The 19,695-nt window shown below is 64.5% G+C and carries 17 protein-coding genes and 1 pseudogene; 7 read left to right on the top strand and 11 right to left on the bottom strand.

Features of this window, described 5'->3' with window-relative positions; all coding sequences use genetic code 11:
* Window positions 1-356: 356 nt before the first annotated feature.
* The 5 genes and pseudogenes from ACM42_RS10780 to ACM42_RS10765 all read right to left on the bottom strand — a co-directional run bounded on the left by ACM42_RS10780 (window position 357) and on the right by ACM42_RS10765 (window position 5,248).
* Entirely contained in the window at window positions 357-596 is a 240-nt protein-coding gene (locus ACM42_RS10780; protein ID WP_035671606.1) for a hypothetical protein, read from the bottom strand.
* Window positions 597-678: 82 nt separating this feature from the next.
* Window positions 679-1,065: a VOC family protein gene (locus ACM42_RS10775; protein WP_271527897.1), complete on the bottom strand. Its 387-nt coding sequence runs from the start codon at window positions 1,063-1,065 to the stop codon at window positions 679-681.
* 27 nt (window positions 1,066-1,092) lie between these two features.
* A pseudogene (locus ACM42_RS38495) lies at window positions 1,093-1,305 on the bottom strand (FkbM family methyltransferase); the annotation flags it as partial.
* Window positions 1,306-3,459, bottom strand: a complete 2,154-nt coding sequence (locus tag ACM42_RS10770; RefSeq protein WP_271527896.1) for a hybrid sensor histidine kinase/response regulator — start codon at window positions 3,457-3,459, stop codon at window positions 1,306-1,308.
* Between the two features lie 175 nt (window positions 3,460-3,634).
* A complete protein-coding gene (locus tag ACM42_RS10765) occupies window positions 3,635-5,248 on the bottom strand; it encodes a GMC family oxidoreductase (protein WP_271527895.1) in 1,614 nt (537 codons plus the stop codon).
* Between the two features lie 414 nt (window positions 5,249-5,662).
* Between ACM42_RS10765 and ACM42_RS10760 the strand changes: the two genes are divergently transcribed.
* On the top strand, window positions 5,663-6,865 hold the full coding sequence (locus ACM42_RS10760; RefSeq protein ID WP_271527894.1) for a GAF domain-containing protein: 1,203 nt from the start codon (window positions 5,663-5,665) through the stop codon (window positions 6,863-6,865).
* Here ACM42_RS10760 and ACM42_RS10755 read toward each other — a convergent pair whose 3' ends face one another.
* The 4 genes from ACM42_RS10755 to sdhC all read right to left on the bottom strand — a co-directional run bounded on the left by ACM42_RS10755 (window position 6,866) and on the right by sdhC (window position 10,402).
* Window positions 6,866-7,648, bottom strand: coding sequence for a succinate dehydrogenase iron-sulfur subunit (locus ACM42_RS10755; protein ID WP_271527893.1), 783 nt, complete (start codon window positions 7,646-7,648; stop codon window positions 6,866-6,868).
* A 103-nt stretch (window positions 7,649-7,751) separates the two neighbouring features.
* Window positions 7,752-9,587 (bottom strand): succinate dehydrogenase flavoprotein subunit, encoded by a 1,836-nt coding sequence (gene sdhA, locus ACM42_RS10750; protein ID WP_271527892.1) that lies wholly within the window; start codon window positions 9,585-9,587, stop codon window positions 7,752-7,754.
* Window positions 9,588-9,590: 3 nt separating this feature from the next.
* A complete protein-coding gene (sdhD, locus tag ACM42_RS10745; RefSeq protein ID WP_271527891.1) occupies window positions 9,591-10,007 on the bottom strand; it encodes a succinate dehydrogenase, hydrophobic membrane anchor protein in 417 nt (138 codons plus the stop codon).
* Complete coding sequence (gene sdhC, locus ACM42_RS10740) at window positions 10,004-10,402, bottom strand: succinate dehydrogenase, cytochrome b556 subunit (RefSeq protein ID WP_271527890.1); 399 nt, start codon at window positions 10,400-10,402, stop codon at window positions 10,004-10,006. Before sdhC ends, sdhD begins: the two co-directional genes overlap by 4 nt.
* 515 nt (window positions 10,403-10,917) lie before the next feature.
* Here sdhC and ACM42_RS10735 point away from each other — a divergent pair.
* Window positions 10,918-11,778 carry a sulfite exporter TauE/SafE family protein gene (locus tag ACM42_RS10735; protein ID WP_271527904.1) on the top strand — a complete coding sequence of 287 codons (861 nt, stop codon included), beginning with the start codon at window positions 10,918-10,920 and terminating at the stop codon, window positions 11,776-11,778.
* A 254-nt stretch (window positions 11,779-12,032) separates the two neighbouring features.
* Here ACM42_RS10735 and ACM42_RS10730 read toward each other — a convergent pair whose 3' ends face one another.
* The gene (locus ACM42_RS10730; protein ID WP_271527889.1) at window positions 12,033-13,562 is read right to left on the bottom strand and encodes a malonate--CoA ligase; all 1,530 of its coding nucleotides are present in this window, start codon (window positions 13,560-13,562) and stop codon (window positions 12,033-12,035) included.
* An 86-nt stretch (window positions 13,563-13,648) separates the two neighbouring features.
* On the opposite strand from ACM42_RS10730, the gene ACM42_RS10725 reads away from it, so the two are divergent.
* From ACM42_RS10725 to ACM42_RS10710, 4 genes are all read left to right on the top strand, one after another.
* Window positions 13,649-14,410, top strand: a complete 762-nt coding sequence (locus tag ACM42_RS10725; RefSeq protein WP_271527888.1) for an SDR family oxidoreductase — start codon at window positions 13,649-13,651, stop codon at window positions 14,408-14,410.
* 388 nt (window positions 14,411-14,798) lie between these two features.
* A complete protein-coding gene (locus tag ACM42_RS10720) occupies window positions 14,799-15,353 on the top strand; it encodes a fasciclin domain-containing protein (protein WP_271527887.1) in 555 nt (184 codons plus the stop codon).
* A gap of 181 nt (window positions 15,354-15,534) precedes the next feature.
* Window positions 15,535-16,164 carry a cytochrome b/b6 domain-containing protein gene (locus ACM42_RS10715; protein ID WP_271527886.1) on the top strand — a complete coding sequence of 210 codons (630 nt, stop codon included), beginning with the start codon at window positions 15,535-15,537 and terminating at the stop codon, window positions 16,162-16,164.
* A gap of 14 nt (window positions 16,165-16,178) precedes the next feature.
* Window positions 16,179-16,961 (top strand): molybdopterin-binding protein, encoded by a 783-nt coding sequence (locus ACM42_RS10710; protein ID WP_271527884.1) that lies wholly within the window; start codon window positions 16,179-16,181, stop codon window positions 16,959-16,961.
* A 99-nt stretch (window positions 16,962-17,060) separates the two neighbouring features.
* Here the strand turns inward: ACM42_RS10710 and ACM42_RS10705 are convergent, their stop codons facing one another.
* Window positions 17,061-18,251 (bottom strand): YbfB/YjiJ family MFS transporter, encoded by a 1,191-nt coding sequence (locus ACM42_RS10705; RefSeq protein ID WP_271527883.1) that lies wholly within the window; start codon window positions 18,249-18,251, stop codon window positions 17,061-17,063.
* A gap of 227 nt (window positions 18,252-18,478) precedes the next feature.
* On the opposite strand from ACM42_RS10705, the gene leuB reads away from it, so the two are divergent.
* Window positions 18,479-19,591 carry a 3-isopropylmalate dehydrogenase gene (gene leuB / locus ACM42_RS10700; RefSeq protein ID WP_271527882.1) on the top strand — a complete coding sequence of 371 codons (1,113 nt, stop codon included), beginning with the start codon at window positions 18,479-18,481 and terminating at the stop codon, window positions 19,589-19,591.
* The last annotated feature ends 104 nt before the right edge of the window (window positions 19,592-19,695 follow it).

The raw sequence follows: 19,695 nt of genomic DNA, 5'->3' as shown, positions 1-19,695 counted from the left end.
GCCGGCGGTCCCTTCGGCGGCTGCTTCGGTTTTCCGTCAGGGCCCGTCTCTTGAGGCTGGGCCTGCGCGACCACGAGCGGCGAAGCGTCCTGCGCATGCGATGCGGTGTTTGCCAATTGCATCGCGGTCAGAGCCGTCGTCGCAAGCAGCACGAAACGAAGGTTGGTCATGGTGTTGAACTTCCCCGGAAGGTTCTTTGACGAAGTGTCGGGATGAACAGCTACGCGTTAGGCCGCATTGTGGCAGGCGATGCAGCCGCAGCCCGATTTATTTCTGCACGCAAATCATCTCACTATGGCGACGTTCATTGCGCATTCAGATGCTGGTTGCAATCGCCTTACATGTGATTGGAGAGTTCATGCGTGATCCCGCGGCATTGCATCTGTCGCAGGATTCGGAGTGAGCGGCCCATTCGGACCGCGCGATGGAATCTCTTCGGGCACGTGGCCCGGCAATTCGTCGGGGCGCGGTGATTCGCCTGGCTCGCGGACCGGTGGTGTGATCTCAGGCTGCGGATTGCCAGGGGGGATTCCGGGCGGCGGCTCAGTTGGCGTGCCTGGTGTCGACGGCGGAATCTCGGGCGGTTCGATCGGCATCGGCATCATCGAGATCGTTGTCCAGAGAACGACAACGACGATGCGGCTCTGATGTTCCTCGTCACGTCGCCTCGAAGTGGTCCTATTCCGGCGCGTGGCAGACGGCCTCGATATTGTGGCCGTCAGGGTCGAGCACGAACGCGCCGTAATAGTTCGGATGGTAATGGGGGCGGATGCCGGGCGAACCGTTGTCGCGGCCGCCGGCCGCGATTGCGGCCTTGTAGAAGGCGTCGACCGTGGCACGGTCCTTGGCGCGAATGGCGACATGCACCGGCTTGTTCATGGCGCCTTCGCCGCCGATCCAGAAATCGGGCTTGCCCTCGGCGCCGAAGCCTGCGGCGGAAGCGTGGCCGGTCTGCTCTGCCGTGACCTCCATGACAAGGCTGTAGTCGAGCGGCGCCAGCGCCGTCGTGTAGAACGCTTTCGCTCGTTCATAGTCGGAGACCGAGATACCCAGATGGTCGATCATTGCAACCTCCCTTGTTCGTCCCTGTCGGCGCGACAGGAACGTATTGCTTCGGCGCCTGCGTGTCATCGCGAAACCGCGCGCGATCATGCCGGAAATACAATCCTGCTGCCATTCGCGTTGTGACAGACGTTCGATGACGACGGCGCGCGGCTATAGCGAGCGCATCGCATCGCGGAAGAAGCCGATCAGCACGCGGTCCTCAAAACCCTCGACGTCGATCTTGAGCGAATCGACCTGCGTTCACTCGGCGGCGCCGTCGCGGACGTGCCGCAGCCGCGCGGCCCGGTGCAGAACGCGCGACAATTCCTCGACCGAATAGGGCTTTTGCACGAGATCGCAGCCGGCCGCGCCCTCTTGTGACAGAGCCTGGCTGTAGCCCGTGGTCAGCACGACCGGCACGGCGATGCCGCGCTCGCGGATCGCCCGTACCAGATCGAGCCCGGTCATCCCGGGCATCACCACGTCCGAGAGCACGACGTCGAAGCGATCCGCGTCCACGGCGAGCTCGGCAAGCGCATCGGCGGCATTGTCGACCAGCGTGATGCTGTAGCCGAGCTCGGTGAGGCCATCGGCGGCGAAATTGGCAAGCTCGATATTGTCCTCGACCACCAGCACCGACATGCCGGTACCGGCCATTGCCGGCGCAGTGTTGGGCGCCTGGCGCTGCGGCAGCAGCTCCGGCGGCACGCGCGGCAGATAGAGCGAGAAGGTGCTGCCGTGTCCCACCTCGCTCGTGACAGTCACTTCACCGCCGGACTGCCGGGCGAAGCCGAACACCTGGGACAGGCCGAGACCGGTGCCGTGGCCGATCTGCTTGGTGGTGAAGAACGGCTCGAAGATGCGCCCGAGCCGTGCGGCGGGAATGCCGACACCGGTGTCGCTGACGTTGACGCGGACGAAGCCATGGTTTGCCAAGGTCTGGCTGGCCGAAAGCTTCGCCAGCGTGTCCGGAACTGTCGTTGCGGCCTCGACGCTGAAAACGATCGTGCCTTTGCCCCGCATGGCATCGCGCGCGTTGGTGGCCATGTTGATCAGCGCCGTCTCGAACTGGCTGGCATCGGCATTGACGAGGTACGGCTCCGCCGGCAGCCGCATGACGATCTCGATCGCGGGGCCCAGCAGCGTGGCGAGCATGTCGTGCAGCGACTGCACCCGCGCACCGACGTCGAACACCTCCGGCTTCAGGGTCTGGCGCCGCGCAAAGGCAAGCAGCTGCGAGGTCAGCTTGGCCGCGCGCGCCACCGAATCCGCAATGGCCGTGATGTAGCGCTGTCGGCGCTCCTCCGTCAGTTGCGGCCGGTTCAGGAGGTCGACCGACGCGCGGATCACGGTCAGGAGGTTGTTGAAGTCGTGCGCGACTCCGCCGGTGAGCTGACCGAGCGCCTCCAGGCGCTGGCCGTGCTTGAGCGCCTCCTCGGCCTCGCGCCGTCTCGCAGCTTCGGCCTGAAGGTGCTGGGTGCGCCGCAACGCGAGCGCCAGCAACAGAAACAGAAGCGCGGTCGCGGGAATGCCGAACACCAGATGCTGGCCCATGGTGGCGAACCAGCGCGCGCGGATCGCCGAGGTCTCGAGCCCGGCGCTGACATAGATCGGATATTCGGCGACACGCCGGTAGGCGATGCGCCGCTCGATGCCGTCCGAGGGCCAGGCGACGGTGATGAGGCCGTGCTCGGGTTGAGCCGCGATCTTCTGGCCCACCTCTCCGGCCGGATCGAGCCGAAACTCGCGGTCAAGCCGGGGAAAATGCGTGAGCATCGCGCCGTCGGTGCGTCCCATCGCGAAGAAGCTGCCGGGATCCGATCCAATTCTGGCGTAAAAGCTCTCGAAATATTCCGGCAGGACCGAGGCCTGGATCACGCCGATGAAGCTGCCGTCGTCGGAGTCACGGCGGCGGCTGACCCCGAAGAAGCGGGCGCCCCGATAGGGTGGCCGTGGCGTCAGGGTCGTGCCGATGAAAGTGCCGATGCCATGGTCGATATGGGCGTAGAAGTAATCGCGATCCGCAAAGCCGAGGTCCGGCGGCGGCGAGGCAAGGCTGTTGACCAGCGCTTTTCCGTTCGCATCGAAGATCCATGCCGATTTGAGCTGCGGCAGCGCATCGGTCAGGCGCTTCAGGCGGCGATGCAGCGCCGGTTCGCGCGCGCGGATGATGTCGTCCGGCAAGCCGCGCACGACCTCGTTGAGCTCGGCGATGCTGCGGTCGATGGTCTCGAACACCTTGAGCGCGTGCTCATGAGCGACATCGACCGTGCGCTCGATCTCCCGGTCGGCGATATCCCTGGTGGAGGTGTAGGAGATCGTGGCGGCAACGGCGAAGAGCGCAATCGGCAGCGCCAGGGATGCCGCCATCATCCACTGCAAAAGCCTTAGCGAATTGCGATGCGCGCCCTGCACGGCTCCGGTCCCTGATCGCAAGCTTAACCGAATTTCGCGCCAGGAAGGAAGCAGCTTGTGGGTCCAACCACGGGTTGAAGTCTTGCGAAGCCGCGCGCCTCGCGGGCTGAGAAAGATTCTACTCAAATTGCGCCCGACGGACAGGGCTCTTTCCCAGACCAGCCTGGCTGCGCGGTCAGATATCGTGCTCGTCGCGCAGCGCGCGGGCCGCCTTCTCCCCGATGATGACGCACGGCGCCATCGTGTTCCCGGTGGTGATCCGCGGCATCACCGAACCGTCGGCGATGCGAAGCCGGTCGATGCCGTAGACCTTGAGCTTGCCATCGACCACGGACATCGCATCGCGTCCCATCTTCGCGGAGCATGTCTGGTGCCAGTAGGTCACCGCCGAGTCGCGCACGAAGCGTTCCATCTCGGCGGCGCCGAGAGGACCAGGCATGCTCTCGCGCGCCACCAGCGGCTCGAAGGCGCGGGTATTGCCGAGCGCGCGGCAAACTTCGACGCAGGCGATCGCGGTCTTCACATCGTCAGGATGCGACAGCATGTTGGCTTCGATCCGCGGCCTTGCCAGCGGCTCCGCGTTTCGGAGACTGACCCTGCCTCGGCTCTTCGGCAAAGCGAGGCCGGCAAACATCGTCCAGCCGTGGGCAGGCGCCCGGCCTGCCGTCTCGGGGCTCGGCACCGGGAATTCGACCTGGCAGAACAGCAGGTCGGGAGTCTTGAGCTCGCGATCGGATTTCCAGTAGAGCGTCGCCGCGTTGCCGGTGTTGCGCGGTGCGATCGGCTCGCGATACTCCCAGATGCATCCGAACGATACGTGATCCTGCAGGTTCTGACCGACCCCGGGCAGGTGCTGGACCACGGGAATGCCAAGCGGTCGAAGTTCTGCCTCATCGCCGATGCCGGAACGCATCAGCACGGACGGCGTCTGGATCGCTCCGAGCGCGAGTACGACCTCCCGGGTTGCATGGATCCGCAGGAGCCGGCCGTGACGTACAGCCTCGACGCCGACAGCCCTCCCGCGCTCGAGCAGGATGCGGGAGACCTGCGTACCGGTTAGCAGAGTGAGATTGGGCCGGTCGAGAAATGGATAAGTATAGGCGCGGAAAATGGAGTTGCGCCTGCCATTGCGGACGAGAATGTCTGTGACGGCGCAGCCGCCTTCGCTCTCCATCATTTCACCGTTGGGGCTTTCAAAGGTCGGAATGCCGATCTCCTCCGCGGCGCCGAGCATAGCCAATGCGGCTGGGCCGGGATCGGGTGACGGCTGCACGAAGACGGGGCCGCCGGTGCCGCGATGACGCGGATCAGGCGGGCCTTGCCAGTCCTCAACCTCCCGGAAGATCTTCGAGACTGCGTCATAACCCCAAGATTGATCGCCCGCTTCTTCGGCGAAAAAATCCCAGTCGCTGCGATGACCTCGCGCCCACAGCATCACGTTGATGCTTGACCCGCCGCCGAGAACTTTACCCATCGACATCGGAAGCGCGCGCCCGTTCAAGTGCGGGTTGGGTTCCGCGACAAAACCCCAGTCGGTCGCACTGCCGAGGTTTCCCGGCCATGCCGACGGCTCCATGACGGTCGGCACCTCGTCGCTCCCTCCTGCTTCGATCAGCAGGACTGTCACGGACGGATTTTCAGCAAGGCGTCGAGCGACGACGGAGCCGGAACTGCCGGCGCCGCAAACGATGAGATCGTAGCTGGCGCGAGGATTGTCGCTGAGCCGGCGCTGATTGGCCGCAACGCGTTCAGCAAACTCCGGAAGATCAGAGGGCAGAAGGTTACTCATGGATGCTCCAGGCAAGTGGGCGGTGGGTGAAAGCAAGGTTCCAGATGGACGCCGGTGAGGAGAGTGAAGCGCCGACGGGAACGCCGGGATCGGCGAGCGACCTCACGGACTCCGCCGTTCTCGCTCTTTGGGTTTCGTGGGACGCCTGGCCGAGGCCCGGCTCTTCTCGAGCATCGACGACTCCAGGGCTTGGCTGGGAGGGCTCGAACCCGGGCGCGGTCGGAACGGTTGGCCTTTGGCAGTTCGCATCAGCCAAGCAGTGCGAAGCCAACCTATCAGATTTATCAAATCTATCATAATCATCATATTTATCAAAATAGGACCTTCCGCCCCTTGTCAACAGAAGGGAGAGCACGACATTGTGAGGCTTGGGATGAGCCGGCCGGCGCGCGGTCGGGGGCAAAGATGGATGGTATGGCCAAGGAAATTCTGACGACGGCGGAGGCTGCCAAGATACTGGGCGTCTCGGTCCGCACGGCTCAGCTTCTGATCGAAGGCGGATCGATCCCTTCCTGGAAAACCCCGGGAGGCCATCGCCGCGTCTACCGCCGCGACGTTCTCGCCGTGATATCTGGCCCCAGCGAGCCGCCGATGTTTGCTTCCGCGCGGGTGATCGTCATTGCGCGCCCGGAACGCATCGCCGACTACGAAGCGGCTCTGGCGAAGGTGAATTACTGTATCGTCGAGAGTCACACCGACATCTACGCGGCACTGCTTGCGATCGGCGCTCGGCTGCCGGCGGCGATAGTGATCGAAAGTGAGCCATCGGGCGTCAGCAGATTGGCCGTGCTGGAAAGCCTGCGCTCCGATCCAGCTCTCGGACGCACCCAGATCCTGGTCGTCGGCCGCTCGGCCGCAGGACGGCAGATCGGCACGGTCGGGCTCGATACCGCGACGACACGCTTCATCGACGAATTGCCCGAATTACCCCAAGCGATAGAAATCGCGATTCGGGGCACCGTCGAGTCTCCCTTCCCGTTCGAGACGCCGCCTTCGTTTCCCTTCCCGGACAATGAGGGCCAGCGGCTTCTCGCGCTCGAACGCTCCGGCCTCGTTGACACGCCACCGGAGGATGCTTTTGATCGCTTGACCTGGCTGGCGGCGCGCAGCCTCGACGCTCCCGTCGCACTGCTGACGCTGCTCACCCCGACCCGGCAATGGTTCAAGTCGCGCTACGGGCTCGAGCTGGTCGACACGCCGCGCAGCTGGGCGTTCTGCAACTACACCATTCTGCAGAGGGATATCATGGTCGCCGAGAATCTCGCGACCGACCCGCGCTTCGCGGAAAATCCGGCTGTGACGGGGGAACTGGGGTTTCGGTTCTATGCCGGTTGCCCGGTGATCGACCCCGACGGCTTCACGCTGGGTTCACTCTGCGTGATCGACACCCGGCCGCGCACGTTGGACGAAACCCAAAAGCAGATCCTTGCCAATCTCGCCGCGCTCGCCTCGGACGAGATCAAGCTGCGCGCCACGGACCGCCAATTGCGCTGGACGATCGAGCACGGATCGGCAAAAAAAGGCACGGCGGCAGCGTCAACCCAGCCTGCCATCGAGCGCGTCGCGGAGCATCAGCAGAGCACCGCGAGATCGAAAGTGGGTATCACCCAGCGTTGATCAGATCTGGCGCTCGACCATCTTGAGCTTGAGCTCGGCGATGGCTTCCGCCGGGTTCAGCCCCTTCGGGCACGCCTTGGCGCAGTTCATGATGGTGTGGCAGCGGTAGAGGCGGAACGGGTCCTCGAGATTGTCGAGCCGCTCGCCGGTTGCCTCGTCGCGGGAATCGGAGACCCAGCGGTTGGCCTGGAGCAGCGCGGCGGGCCCGAGATAGCGCTCGCTGTTCCACCAATAGCTCGGGCACGAGGTCGAGCAGCAGGCGCAGAGGATGCACTCATAGAGGCCATCGAGCTTCTCGCGGTCCTGGTGGCTCTGGCGCCATTCCTTCTGCGGCGTCGGCGAGGTCGTCTTCAGCCAGGGCTCGATCGACGCATACTGGGCGTAGAAGTTGGTGAGGTCGGGGACGAGGTCCTTCACCACCGGCTGGTGCGGCAGCGGATTGATCTTCACTGCGCCGTCCTTGACGTCGTGCATCGAGCGGGTGCAGGCCAGCGTGTTCTGGCCGTCGATGTTCATGGCGCAGGAGCCGCAGACGCCTTCGCGGCAGGAGCGGCGGAAGGTCAGCGACGGGTCGATGTGGTTCTTGATCCAGATCAGGCCGTCCAGCACCATCGGACCGCAATCATTGGTGTCGACGTAATAGGTGTCGACGCTGGGATTTTTGCCGTCGTCCGGATTCCAGCGATAGACCTTGAACTCGCGGAGCTCGGTCGCGCCCGCGGGCTTCGGCCAGGTCTTGCCGCCCGATATCTTGGAGTTCTTCGGAAGTGCGAATTCAACCATTGCTCTAACCTTTCGTCATTCCGGGCTGGTCGGACCAGGCCCGGAATCTCGAGATTCCGGGCCTGATGCTTCGCATCGCCCCGGAATGACGGCTACTGTTCGATCAATACACGCGCGCCTTCGGCGGGATGTACTGCACGTCGTTGGTCATGGTGTAGTCGTGAACCGGGCGGTACTCGATCCTGACCTTGCCGGTGTCGTCCAGCCAGGCCAGCGTGTGCTTCATCCAGTTCTTGTCGTCGCGCTCGGAGAAGTCCTCGCGCGCATGGGCGCCGCGGCTCTCGGTGCGGTTGGCGGCCGAGTTCATCGTCACCACCGCCTGCGAGATCAGATTGTCGAACTCCAGCGTCTCGACGAGGTCCGAATTCCACACCAGCGAGCGGTCGGATACGGCGATGTCGCTGATGCCGCTGTGGACCTTCTGGATCAGGTTCTGGCCTTCGCTCAGCACCTCGCCGGTGCGGAACACCGCGCAATTGTTCTGCATCACGTGCTGCATGCCCTCGCGAAGCTTCGCGGTGGGTGTGCCGCCTGAGGCGTAACGGAAATGGTCGAGGCGGCCGAGCGCCATCTCGGCCGAGTTCGCCGGCAGCTCGGGCTGCTTGCCGTTGGGCGTGAGCTTCTCGGCGAGACGGAGCGCGGCGGCGCGGCCGAACACGACGAGGTCGATCAGCGAGTTGGAGCCGAGGCGGTTGGCGCCGTGCACGGAGACGCAGGCGGCTTCGCCGATCGCCATCAGGCCGGGGATCACCGCGTTGTCGTCGCCGTCCTTCTTGGTCAGGACTTCGCCGTGATAGTTCGTGGGAATGCCGCCCATGTTGTAGTGCACCGTCGGCACGATCGGGATCGGCTCGCGCGTCACGTCGACATTGGCGAAGATCTTTGCCGATTCGGAGATGCCCGGCAGGCGCTCGGCCAGCACGGCGGGATCGAGATGGTCGAGATGCAGGAAGATGTGATCCTTCTTCTTGCCGACGCCGCGTCCCTCGCGGATCTCGATCGTCATCGCGCGCGAGACCACGTCGCGCGAGGCAAGGTCCTTCGCCGACGGCGCATAGCGCTCCATGAAGCGCTCGCCCTCGGAGTTGACGAGATAGCCGCCTTCGCCGCGCGCGCCTTCGGTGACGAGGCAGCCCGAGCCGTAGATGCCGGTCGGGTGGAACTGCACGAACTCCATGTCCTGCAGCGGCAGGCCGGCGCGCAGAACCATGCCGCCGCCGTCGCCGGTGCAGGTGTGCGCCGAGGTGCAGGAGGCGTAGGCGCGGCCATAGCCGCCGGTCGCGAGGATCACGGTCTGGGCGCGGAAGCGGTGCAGCGTGCCGTCGTCGAGCTTGATCGCGATGACGCCGCGGCAGGTGCCCTGGTCGTCCATGATCAGGTCGATGGCGAAGAATTCGATGAAGAACTCGGCCGCGTGGCGCAGCGACTGGCCGTACATGGTGTGCAGCATCGCGTGGCCGGTGCGGTCGGCGGCGGCGCAGGTGCGCTGCGCCTGGCCTTTGCCGTAGTCCAGGGTCATGCCGCCGAACGGGCGCTGGTAGATCTTGCCGTCCTCGGTGCGCGAGAACGGCACACCCCAATGCTCGAGCTCGTAGACCGCCTCGGGCGCGTTGCGCACCATGTATTCGATCGCGTCCTGGTCGCCCAGCCAGTCCGACCCCTTCACGGTGTCGTACATGTGCCAGCGCCAGTCGTCCTTGTGCATGTTGCCGAGCGAGGCGGAGATGCCGCCCTGTGCCGCGACCGTATGCGAGCGGGTCGGAAACACTTTTGTGATGCAGGCGGTGCGAAGTCCGGCCTCGCTGCAGCCGACCACCGCGCGCAGGCCGGCGCCGCCGGCGCCGACCACGACGACGTCGTAGGTGTGGTCTTCGATCGGATAGGCTTTGCCGTTGGTGGCGGGAGCGCCGTTGCCCGTGCCATTCGTTGTGGCGGCCATGGGTTACACTCCGGAAGAAAGTTTCAGGATCGCATAGGTCGAGGCGAGCGCGACGGCGATCGAGAAGAAGTTGTTGAGCATGATCGCGGTGAGCTTCAGCTTCTCGTTATGGACGTAGTCCTCGATCACCACCTGCATCCCGATCTTCATGTGCCAGGCGCTGGCGAGGATGAAGAGGAGCAGGATCACCGCGACAGGAATGGAGCTCAGAGTCTGTGCAGCGTAGACCTGGTTGCGGCCGAGCAGCATGATGATGATCACCAGCGCCGGGATCATCAGCAGCGTCATGGCGACGCCGGTGATGCGCTGGCGCCAGAAATCGGACGTGCCGGAGTGCGCGGCGCCGAGATTGCGGACGCGGCCGAGCGGGGTTCGCATCGAGGGACGCTTCGGAGAGCCGTGGGATTCGTCAAAGCTCATCGGCCGCCTCCGTTCGCATAGGCGATGATCCAGATCAGCACCGTCAGCGCGATGCCGCCGATCAGGGCGCCCCAGGTCAGCGCTTCGCGCTCATTGGCCTTGAAGCCGTAGCCGAGATCCCAGACGAAATGCCGGATGCCGCTGAGCATATGGTGCATCAAGGCCCAGGTGTAGCCGAACACGATCAGCCGCCCGATGATGCTGCCGGCGAAGGCTTGGACGTGCGCGTAAGCGGCCGGGCCGGAGGCGGCAGCAACCAGCCACCAGACCAGCAGCAGGGTTCCGACATAGAGGGCGATACCGGTGGCGCGATGGATGATGGACAGGGCCATCGTCAGCGTCCAGCGGTACACTTGCACGTGTGGAGAAAGCGGTCGTTCGATCCGTGCGGACATGGGCTTTTGATGTTGTATGGCGGCCCAGCAGGGGGCGCGCGGGGATCGGAAAGGTTGGCTCTATTTACGGAGTCGATTTCGCCGGCGCAATCACCAAATCGCCATAAATCGAATTTGGGTTCAGCTCTATGGCCTTGATGAAACAAGGCCAATCACGGTCTTGGTATACCAGGAAGTCAGTCCGTGAACGAAGCTAAGAATATATATTCATCTCTTGAGTAGCCGCGCGAGGCGCATTGAAATCACTATTGGAACGCCTCTAACCGCCGACTTGCCATCGGCGGCTCATGCTGGTCAGCCCATCGGCGCAGTTGCCGCTCATTCCCTGGGACGGAATCACGGGCGCAGCTCAACGGCGCAATGCGCGCGAACGGCCGATATGCGCGGCCCGCATTCCACCCCAGCCGGGCTGCGCCGGCGTCGACCAGACCAGGCTGATCGCCTACAGCTTTGCTCGCAGCCAGTCCCGAGCCGATGCTTCGGAGGAGCTGCGCCAGTCGGCGGGCAGGTTCGGGGTGATTGCGGGTCTTGATATCAAGGAAATCGTCGAGCTCGCGCTGCTGCTGATCGCAACCGGTGCGCTCTCGGGATTTCTGGCCGGCGTGTTCGGCATCGGCGGCGGCGCGATCCTCGTGCCGGTGTTCTATGAGTGCTTCCGCATCGCCGGCGTGCCGCTCGAGGTCCGGATGCCGCTGTGCGTCGGCACCTCACTCGCCGTGATCATCCCGACCTCGATCCGCTCGTTCCAGGCACATTACAGGCGCGGGGCGGTCGACATGACGATCCTGCGCGTCTGGTGTCTGCCGATCGTGATCGGCGTCCTCGCCGGCAGCGTGATCGCGCGCTTTGCGCCGGAGCGGCTGTTCAAGATCGTGTTCGTGGCCGTCGCCTGGTCAGCCGCGGTCCGGCTGATCTTCGCGCGTGAGACCTGGACGCTCGGTGACGATCTGCCGAAGGGCCCATTGATGCGCGTCTACGGTTTCTGCGTCGGCATCTTGTCGACCTTGATGGGCATCGGAGGTGGCCTGTTCTCGAACCTGCTGATGACCTTCTATAGCCGTCCGATCCATCAGGCCGTCGCGACCTCGTCGGCGCTCGCGGTGCTGATCTCGATTCCCGGCGCGCTCGGCTACATCTATGCCGGCTGGCCGGCGGCGGCGAACTATCCGGCCGTCGCCGCGCTGCAAGTCCCGTTCGCGCTCGGCTACGTCTCGCTGATCGGTGCCGTGCTGGTGATGCCGATGAGTCTTGTGACAGCACCGCTCGGCGTGAGAGCCGCGCATGCGATGTCGAAGCGGACGCTGGAGGCCGCGTTCGGGTGCTATTTGTTTATCGTCGGCAGCCGGTTCGTGATGAGTTTGTTGGGCGGGCAGTGAGTGCTTAAGGCCGAGCGCTCGCCTCATGTTCCGCTGTCATCGCCCGACTTGATCGGGCGATCCAGTATTCCAGAGACAGCATTGATTGGACCGAGAGGCCGCGGCGTACTGGATGCCCCGGTCCCGGCTCCGCCAAGGCTACGCCGAGGCCCACGGAGTTGCTCGGCGCGCCGAAGCGTCAGCGAAGACGGCAAGCCGGGGCATGACAGCGCGCTATGTGGATGCTCTCCGCTGCAACGACTGCGACGAGCACCTCACTTCTTCGCGTAGATATCCTTGTACGTATCGCGCAGCACGTTCTTCTGCACCTTGCCCATGGTGTTGCGCGGCAGCTCGTCGACGACGAAGACGCGCTTGGGCATCTTGAACTTGGCGAGCCGGCCGTCGAGCGCCTTGAGAACCGAGGCTTCGCTGACATCGGCGCCCTTGTTGCAGACCAGCACCGCCGTGACACCCTCGCCGAAATCGGCATGCGGCACCCCGATCACGGCGGACTCGACCACACCAGGCATGGCGTCGATCTCGCTCTCGATCTCCTTCGGGTACACATTGAAGCCGCCGGAGATCACGAGATCCTTGCCGCGGCCGAGGATGTGGACGTAGCCCTTGGCGTCGATCTTGCCGAGGTCGCCGGTGATGAAGAATCCGTCGGGCCGGAATTCGGCCTTGGTCTTCTCCGGCATGCGCCAGTAACCCCTGAACACGTTCGGGCCCTTCACCTCGATCATGCCGATCTCCTCGCGCGGCAATTCCTTGCCGGTCTCGGGATCGGTGACGCGCACCGAAACGCCGGGAAGGGGAAAACCGACCGCGCCGGGCACACGCTCGCCGTCATAGGGGTTCGACGTGTTCATGTTGGTTTCGGTCATGCCGTAGCGCTCGAGGACCGCATGTCCGGTGCGTGCCGACCATTCGCGGTGGGTGTCGGCGAGCAGCGGCGCCGAGCCCGAGATGAACAGCCGCATGTGCTTTGTGGTGTCGCGGGAGAGCGCGGGATTTTGCAGGAGCCGCGTGTAGAAGGTCGGCACGCCCATCAGCACCGTCGCGCGCGCCATCAGCTTGATGATCAGATCCGGATCGAGCTTCGGCAGGAAGATCATCGAGGCGCGTGCGAACAGCGTCACGTTGGTCGCCACGAACAGGCCGTGCGTATGATAGATCGGCAGCGCGTGGATCAGCACGTCCTTGTCGGTGAAGCGCCAGTAGTCGACGAGGCTCAGCGAGTTCGATGCGAGATTGTCGTGCGTCAGCATCGCTCCCTTGGAGCGGCCCGTCGTGCCCGAGGTGTAGAGGATCGCGGCGAGATCGTCGTTTTCGCGCGGCACCGTGGCGAACTCGCTGCTCGCCTTGTCGGCGGCGTCCGTCAGCGAGCCCTTGCCGTCGGGCCCGAGCGTCTCGACCTTGGCCTTCACCTTGGCGGCAGCGGGGGCGAGGCCTTCCGCCTTGGCGGGATCGCAGACCACGAGCGACGGCTCGGCATCGCCGATGAAGTAGTCGAGCTCGTTTAGCGTATAGGCGGTGTTGAGCGGCAGATAGACCGCGCCGGCCCGCACCGTGCCGAGATAGAGCACGATGTTGGCGACCGACTTTTCCACCTGCACCGCGACGCGGTCGCCCGGCTTCACGCCGCGGGCGACCAGCACGTTCGCCATCTTCCCCGCGCGCGCGATCAGATCGCCATAGCTGATATGGGCGCCGTCATGCGTCTCGATCGCGAGCCGCTTGGGATCGTCCAGACCATCGAACAGGCGGGAAAACAGGTTGGCGTCGGCAGCTTGGTTCATGCAACATTCCTCGCCGGCAGTGGCCGGTCAAAACCGAGGGCTGGATTAGCAAAAACCGCCCCGCAGAAGCAACGGAGACAGTTTGCATGTCAAAAAACGGGAAACGCGTGGCCTGGGTCACGGGCGGCGGCAGCGGGATCGGGGAAGCCGGCGCCGAGGCGTTGGCTGCCGACGGCTGGACGGTGGTGGTCTCGGGCCGCCGCAAGGATGCCCTGGATACCGTGGTTGCCAAGATCAGCGGGGCGGGCGGAGCGGCCGAGGCCATTGCGCTCGACGTCTCCAACGCGCCCGAGGCTCAGAAGGCGGCCGATCAGATCGTCGCAAAGCACGGCCGCATCGACCTTCTCGTCAACAACGCCGGCATCAATGTCCCCAAGCGGAGCTGGAAGGACATGGAACTGGAGGGCTGGGACAAGCTGGTCCAGGTCAATCTCAACGGCGTGCTCTATTGCATGCGCGCGGTGCTGCCGACGATGCGCAAGCAGCAGGACGGCTCGATCATCAACGTCTCGTCCTGGGCCGGCCGCCATGTCTCGAAGATGCCGGGTCCGGCCTACACCACGACCAAGCACGCGGTCCTGGCGCTGACTCATTCCTTCAACATGGACGAATGCGTCAACGGCCTGCGCGCCTGCTGTCTGATGCCGGGCGAGGTGGCGACCCCCATCCTGAAGCTGCGCCCGGTGGTGCCGAGCGAGGAGGAGCAGGCGAAGATGCTGCAACCCGAAGACCTCGGCCGCACCATCGCGTTCATCGCCAGCATGCCGCCGCGTGTCTGCATCAACGAGCTCCTGATCAGCCCGACGCACAATCGCGGCTTCATCCAGACGCCGAACAACAGGGATTGAGGCCCACCGCGCGTGCCACACACTCCGCTGTCGTCCCGGGGCGCGACGAAGTCGCGAACCCGGCACCCATAGCCACAGGGAGTGGTTTGGCGAAGACTCGGAGTGACCATCTCGTGCCACGACATCTCCCTGTGGTTGTGGGTCACGGATCTGCGCTTCGCTTGTCCGGGACGAGAGCGGAGTGTGTGGCGCGCTCGCTCACACACGAACATCCACCCCCATAGTTTCACGCATCACAAAGAATTTTTCTCCGAAACCACTTCGCAAACCCTCCCGTAGTTCGGACCAACGACGCGTGACTGCTTCACGTCAAACTGTCGCAGGCGCCGTTGTTGCCCCAACGCAAACGCCGGCCATCGCCGGTCACAATCCAATCGGGAGACTTTCCATGTCGAAGCGCATTGCCTATCTCGCTGCTGCCGCCTTCAGCGCCCTCGCCATCACCGCGACCGTCGTCGCGCCCGTTCGCGCCGAGGAGAAGACCGTCATGGTCGGCGGCGCCGCGATGTTCCCGTCGAAGAACATCGTGCAGAACGCGGTCAACTCGAAGGACCACACCACGCTGGTGGCGGCGGTGAAGGCGGCGGGCCTCGTGCCGACGCTGGAAAGCAAGGGGCCGTTCACGGTGTTCGCGCCGACCAACGCCGCCTTCGGCAAGCTGCCGGCCGGCACCGTCGACAATCTGGTCAAGCCCGAGAACAAGGCGACGCTGACCAAGATTCTCACCTATCACGTCGTGCCGGGCAAGCTCGCGGCCTCCGATCTCACGGACGGCAAGAAGCTGAAGACCGCGGAAGGCGAGGAGCTCACTGTGAAGAAGCAGGATGGAAAAGTCTGGATCGTCGATGCCAAGGGCGGCACCTCGATGGTGACGATCTCCAACGTCAACCAGTCGAACGGCGTGATCCATGTGGTCGATACCGTGCTGATGCCGGCGACGTAACACCGCGCGATCCTGTTTCATCCCCGACAGGATGCTTGAAACGGCGAGCCGGGGGTGCCCCGGCTCGCTTTTTTGTGACCGCGATAAGCTCGCGGCATCGATTCGATGCCGGACAGGGCGTAACGAAAGCGGAAACTTCGGCGTATAATTGCCGTCAGACGATCTTCAGGACGGAACCAGCATGGCGAGCCTCACAGTCACCGACGAGCGGGTCGGGGCCACCCCGGCCAAAGTGATCCAGCCGGCCTGGGTGCGGATCATGCATTGGGTCAACGCGCTTGCCATGATCCTGATGATCCTGTCGGGCTGGCAGATCTACAACGCCTCGCCGCTGTTCGGCTTCAGCTTCCCGCGCGAATATACGCTCGGCGGCTGGCTCGGCGGCGGCCTGCTCTGGCACTTTGCGGCGATGTGGCTGTTGATGATCAACGGCCTCGCCTATCTCGTCACCGGCTTCGTTACCGGCCGCTTCCGCAGGAAGCTGCTGCCGATCACGGCGTCCGGCGTTCTTCAAGACGTCAGGGCGGCGCTGACCTTCAAGCTCGGCCATGACGATCTCACCGTCTACAACTACGTGCAGCGCCTGCTCTATGCCGGCATCATCGTGGTCGGCGTGCTGATCGTGTTGTCGGGACTTGCGATATGGAAGCCGGTACAGCTCTATTACCTCGTCATGCTGTTCGGCGATTATCCGGCCGCGCGCTACGTGCACTTCTTCTGCATGGCCGCGATCTGCGCATTCCTCGTCATCCATGTCTTGCTCGCGCTGCTCGTGCCGAAGAGCCTGCGCGCCATGATCATCGGCCGTTGATTAGGAGTATTGTCATGGCCAAGCGTCCGTTTCTCATCCCCGGCGTCGACAAGCGGCTCCTGATCAGGGACTCGCTCAAGACGATGCCCGATGTCACCCGCCGTCGCTTCATCGCGGGCGGTGCCAGTCTCGGGGCGCTGACGCTGCTCACCGGATGCGACGTGATCGACTCGTCCTCGGCCGAAACCATGCTCGCCAAGGTCTCGAAGTTCAACGACGCCGTGCAGGCCTGGATGTTCAATCCGGATGCGCTGGCGCCGACCTTTCCCGAGAGCGCGATCACGAAGCCGTTTCCGTTCAACGCCTATTACGATCTCGACGACGCGCCCGATATCGACGGCGCCGACTGGAAGCTCGAGGTGCGCGGTCTCGTCGACAACAAGAAGTCATGGACGCTGGACGAGCTCTACAAGCTGCCGCAGGTCACGCAGATCACGCGTCACATCTGCGTCGAGGGCTGGAGCGCGATCGGCAGATGGACCGGTACGCCCATGCGCGACTTCCTCAGGCTGATCGGCGCCGACACGCGCGCCAAATATGTCTGGTTCCAGTGCGCCGACAAGGACGGCTACAATTCACCGCTCGACATGCGCTCCGCGCTGCACCCGCAGACGCAGATGACGTTCAAATACGCGAACGAGATTTTGCCGCGTGCCTACGGTTTCCCGATGAAGATCCGCGTGCCGACGAAGCTCGGCTTCAAGAATCCGAAATACGTGGTCTCGATGGAAGTCACCAACGACTACAAGGGCGGCTATTGGGAAGACCAGGGATACAATTCGTTCAGCGGGAGCTGATTGGGGCAGTCATTCCGGGGCTCGCGAAGCGAGAACCCGGAATCTCGCGCCGCGATCTCTGGATTCCGGGTTCGCGCTACGCGCGCCCCGGAATGACGGCTAAGACTTAAGCCCCACCTTCCGCTGGCACAGCGCCGCGACCGCGCCCAGCGCCAGCAGCGCCGCCGACACATTCAGCGCGTAGCTCAGGCTCCCCAGCGCATCCGTGATCGCGCCGACCACGATCGGCCCGAGCGTCTGGCCGACGCCGAACGAGATCGTCATCGCGGCGATCGCGGTCGGCCACACCTCGGGTGGATAGTTGAAGCGCACGAAGGCGGTGGTCGAGCCGACCACGGCGAAGAAGGCGACGCCAAACACGACCGCCGACACCGCGAGCCAGGCCGGCGAATGCCCGAGCATCGGCAAGGCCGCGCCTAACGCGTTGGTGCCGAGGATGATCGCGGTGGCGAGCCCGCCGCGGTCCAGCGCCAGCACGCCACGCCAGGCCCAGGGCGTGACGAAGGCGCTCAGCCCGATCAGGCTCCAGAACGCCGCCTGCGCCGCGGCCCCGCCGCCGCCGTCGCGCACATAGGCGATCATGAAGGTCATGTAGGCGATGTAGCCGGCGCCGAACAGGAAGTAGCCGGCGAGGTAGATCAGCACGGGGAGGATCGCGAACGACGCGTGGCTGCCTTCCGAGAAGCGGACGCTGCTCTCGATGCGGATCAGGAACAGCGGGATCGTCATCGCGACGGACAGCAGCGTCAGCGCCCACCACACGATCCACCACGAGCCCGGCCCGAAATATTGCAGCGTGAACGGAGCGATCAGCCCCGAGGCGAGAATGCCGATGCCGGGCCCGGCGTAGAACAGGCTCAGCAGGAAATTGGCCCGCTCCGGGCGCGACTGGGCAATGGTCGCAGCCAGCGCGCCGCCGGCGACGAAGCCGACCGCCGCGCCCAGGCCCAGCACGAGACGGGCAAGGCTCAGCGCAACGAAATTGCCCGATAGCGCGCAGGTCGCGAGCGCGGCGACGCAGGCCAGGGTCCCGCCGCGGATCGCCGCGGACCAGCCGATGCGCTGGATCAGCCGGGACGCCACCAGCGCGCCCACGAGATAGCCGACGGCGTTGATCGTGTTCATGAAACCGGCGGCCGAGTAGGACCAGCCGAGGTCCTCCCGCATGTCGGGCAGCACCAGCGCATAGGCAAAGCGGCCGATGCCGAGCCCGACCGTCGCAGCCAGCGACAGGGTCAGGATCAGCCGCGCAAGATGCGGGTTGGGCGAGGGGCTGTCAGGGGCGTGCAAGGGGTACTCCGGCGCCCGCACTGTGGCAGGCCCTGCCTGTCTTGCACAGCGGCGAGGCGGCAATGGTGTCTTGCCAAGCGCGCAACGCCGCTCTAGCACTCCGGCCGAAATTCACGAGATGCCGTCATGCCCGGCCTTGTGCCGGGCATCCACGTTCTTCGCGCCGCAAGCCAGGACGTGGATGGCCGGGACAAGCCCGGCCATGACGAAACGGAGGAAGAACGACCATGGCGACCCACAAACTCCTGCTGCTCCCCGGCGACGGTATCGGCCCCGAGGTGATGGGCGAGGTGAAGCGGCTGATCGACTGGCTCAATGCGGCCGGGATCGCCAGGTTCGAGACCGACACCGGCCTCGTCGGCGGCTCCGCCTATGACGCCCACAAGGTCTCGATCTCCGAAGGCGACATGGCCAAGGCAAAAGACGCCGACGCCGTGATCTTCGGCGCGGTCGGCGGCCCGAAATGGGATGCGGTTCCGTACGAGGTGCGCCCCGAAGCCGGTCTGCTCCGCCTGCGCAAGGATCTCGCTCTGTTCGCCAACCTGCGTCCCGCCGTGTGCTACCCGGCGCTGGCCGATGCCTCCAGCCTGAAGCGCGAGGCGGTCGAGGGGCTCGACATCATGATCGTGCGCGAGCTCACCGGCGGCGTCTATTTCGGCGAGCCCAAGACCATCACCGATCTCGGCAACGGCCAGAAGCGCGCCATCGATACCCAAGTCTACGATACCTATGAGATCGAGCGCATCGGCCGCGTCGCCTTCGAGCTTGCCAGGAAGCGCAAGAACAAGGTGACGTCGATGGAGAAGCGCAATGTCATGAAGTCGGGCGTGCTCTGGAACGAGGTCATGACCCAGGTCCACAAGCGCGAATATCCCGATGTCACGCTCGAGCATCAGCTCGCCGATTCCGGCGGCATGATGCTGGTGAAATGGCCGAAGCAGTTCGACGTCATCGTCACCGACAACCTGTTCGGCGACATGCTGTCCGACATCGCGGCGATGCTGACGGGATCGCTCGGCATGCTGCCCTCGGCCTCGCTCGGCGAGGTGGATGTGAAGAGCAAGAAGCGCAAGGCGCTGTACGAGCCGGTGCACGGCTCGGCCCCTGACATCGCGGGCAAGGGCCTCGCCAATCCCATTGCGATGATCTCGTCCTTCGGGATGGCGCTGCGCTATTCCTTCGACATGGGCGATCTCGCCGACAAGGTCGATGCCGCGATCGCCGCGGTGCTCGCCAGTGGCCTGCGCACCGCCGACATCAAGTCGGAAGGCACCACGTCCGCCTCGACCACGCAGATGGGCGAAGCGATCCTGAAGGAATTGCAGAAGCTGCACGCCTGACGGCAAGCACCGCAATCGCAGGGTGGGCAAAGCATGGCGTGCCCACCACTTCCATAGCCATTGCCGGAAGATGGTGGGCTCGGCGCAAGCGCCTTTGCCAACCC

The sequence above is a fragment of the Bradyrhizobium sp. CCBAU 25338 genome (assembly GCF_028128965.1).
In the GTDB taxonomy this organism is placed as follows: domain Bacteria; phylum Pseudomonadota; class Alphaproteobacteria; order Rhizobiales; family Xanthobacteraceae; genus Bradyrhizobium; species Bradyrhizobium liaoningense.
This window is presented reverse-complemented; position numbering and strand designations above follow the sequence as displayed.

What these genes read in the sequence shown, in the direction of transcription:
- ACM42_RS10730 (WP_271527889.1), bottom strand. Translation starts at nt 13,562, where the DNA reads ATGAACCAAGCTGCCGACGCCAACCTGTTTTCCCGCCTGTTCGATGGT.
- leuB (WP_271527882.1), top strand. Translation starts at nt 18,479, where the DNA reads ATGGCGACCCACAAACTCCTGCTGCTCCCCGGCGACGGTATCGGCCCC.
- sdhD (WP_271527891.1), bottom strand. Translation starts at nt 10,007, where the DNA reads ATGAGCTTTGACGAATCCCACGGCTCTCCGAAGCGTCCCTCGATGCGA.
- ACM42_RS10715 (WP_271527886.1), top strand. Translation starts at nt 15,535, where the DNA reads ATGGCGAGCCTCACAGTCACCGACGAGCGGGTCGGGGCCACCCCGGCC.
- sdhC (WP_271527890.1), bottom strand. Translation starts at nt 10,402, where the DNA reads ATGTCCGCACGGATCGAACGACCGCTTTCTCCACACGTGCAAGTGTAC.
- ACM42_RS10780 (WP_035671606.1), bottom strand. Translation starts at nt 596, where the DNA reads ATGCCGATCGAACCGCCCGAGATTCCGCCGTCGACACCAGGCACGCCA.
- ACM42_RS10760 (WP_271527894.1), top strand. Translation starts at nt 5,663, where the DNA reads ATGGCCAAGGAAATTCTGACGACGGCGGAGGCTGCCAAGATACTGGGC.
- ACM42_RS10775 (WP_271527897.1), bottom strand. Translation starts at nt 1,065, where the DNA reads ATGATCGACCATCTGGGTATCTCGGTCTCCGACTATGAACGAGCGAAA.
- ACM42_RS10710 (WP_271527884.1), top strand. Translation starts at nt 16,179, where the DNA reads ATGGCCAAGCGTCCGTTTCTCATCCCCGGCGTCGACAAGCGGCTCCTG.
- sdhA (WP_271527892.1), bottom strand. Translation starts at nt 9,587, where the DNA reads ATGGCCGCCACAACGAATGGCACGGGCAACGGCGCTCCCGCCACCAAC.
- ACM42_RS10720 (WP_271527887.1), top strand. Translation starts at nt 14,799, where the DNA reads ATGTCGAAGCGCATTGCCTATCTCGCTGCTGCCGCCTTCAGCGCCCTC.
- ACM42_RS10755 (WP_271527893.1), bottom strand. Translation starts at nt 7,648, where the DNA reads ATGGTTGAATTCGCACTTCCGAAGAACTCCAAGATATCGGGCGGCAAG.
- ACM42_RS10725 (WP_271527888.1), top strand. Translation starts at nt 13,649, where the DNA reads ATGTCAAAAAACGGGAAACGCGTGGCCTGGGTCACGGGCGGCGGCAGC.
- ACM42_RS10765 (WP_271527895.1), bottom strand. Translation starts at nt 5,248, where the DNA reads ATGAGTAACCTTCTGCCCTCTGATCTTCCGGAGTTTGCTGAACGCGTT.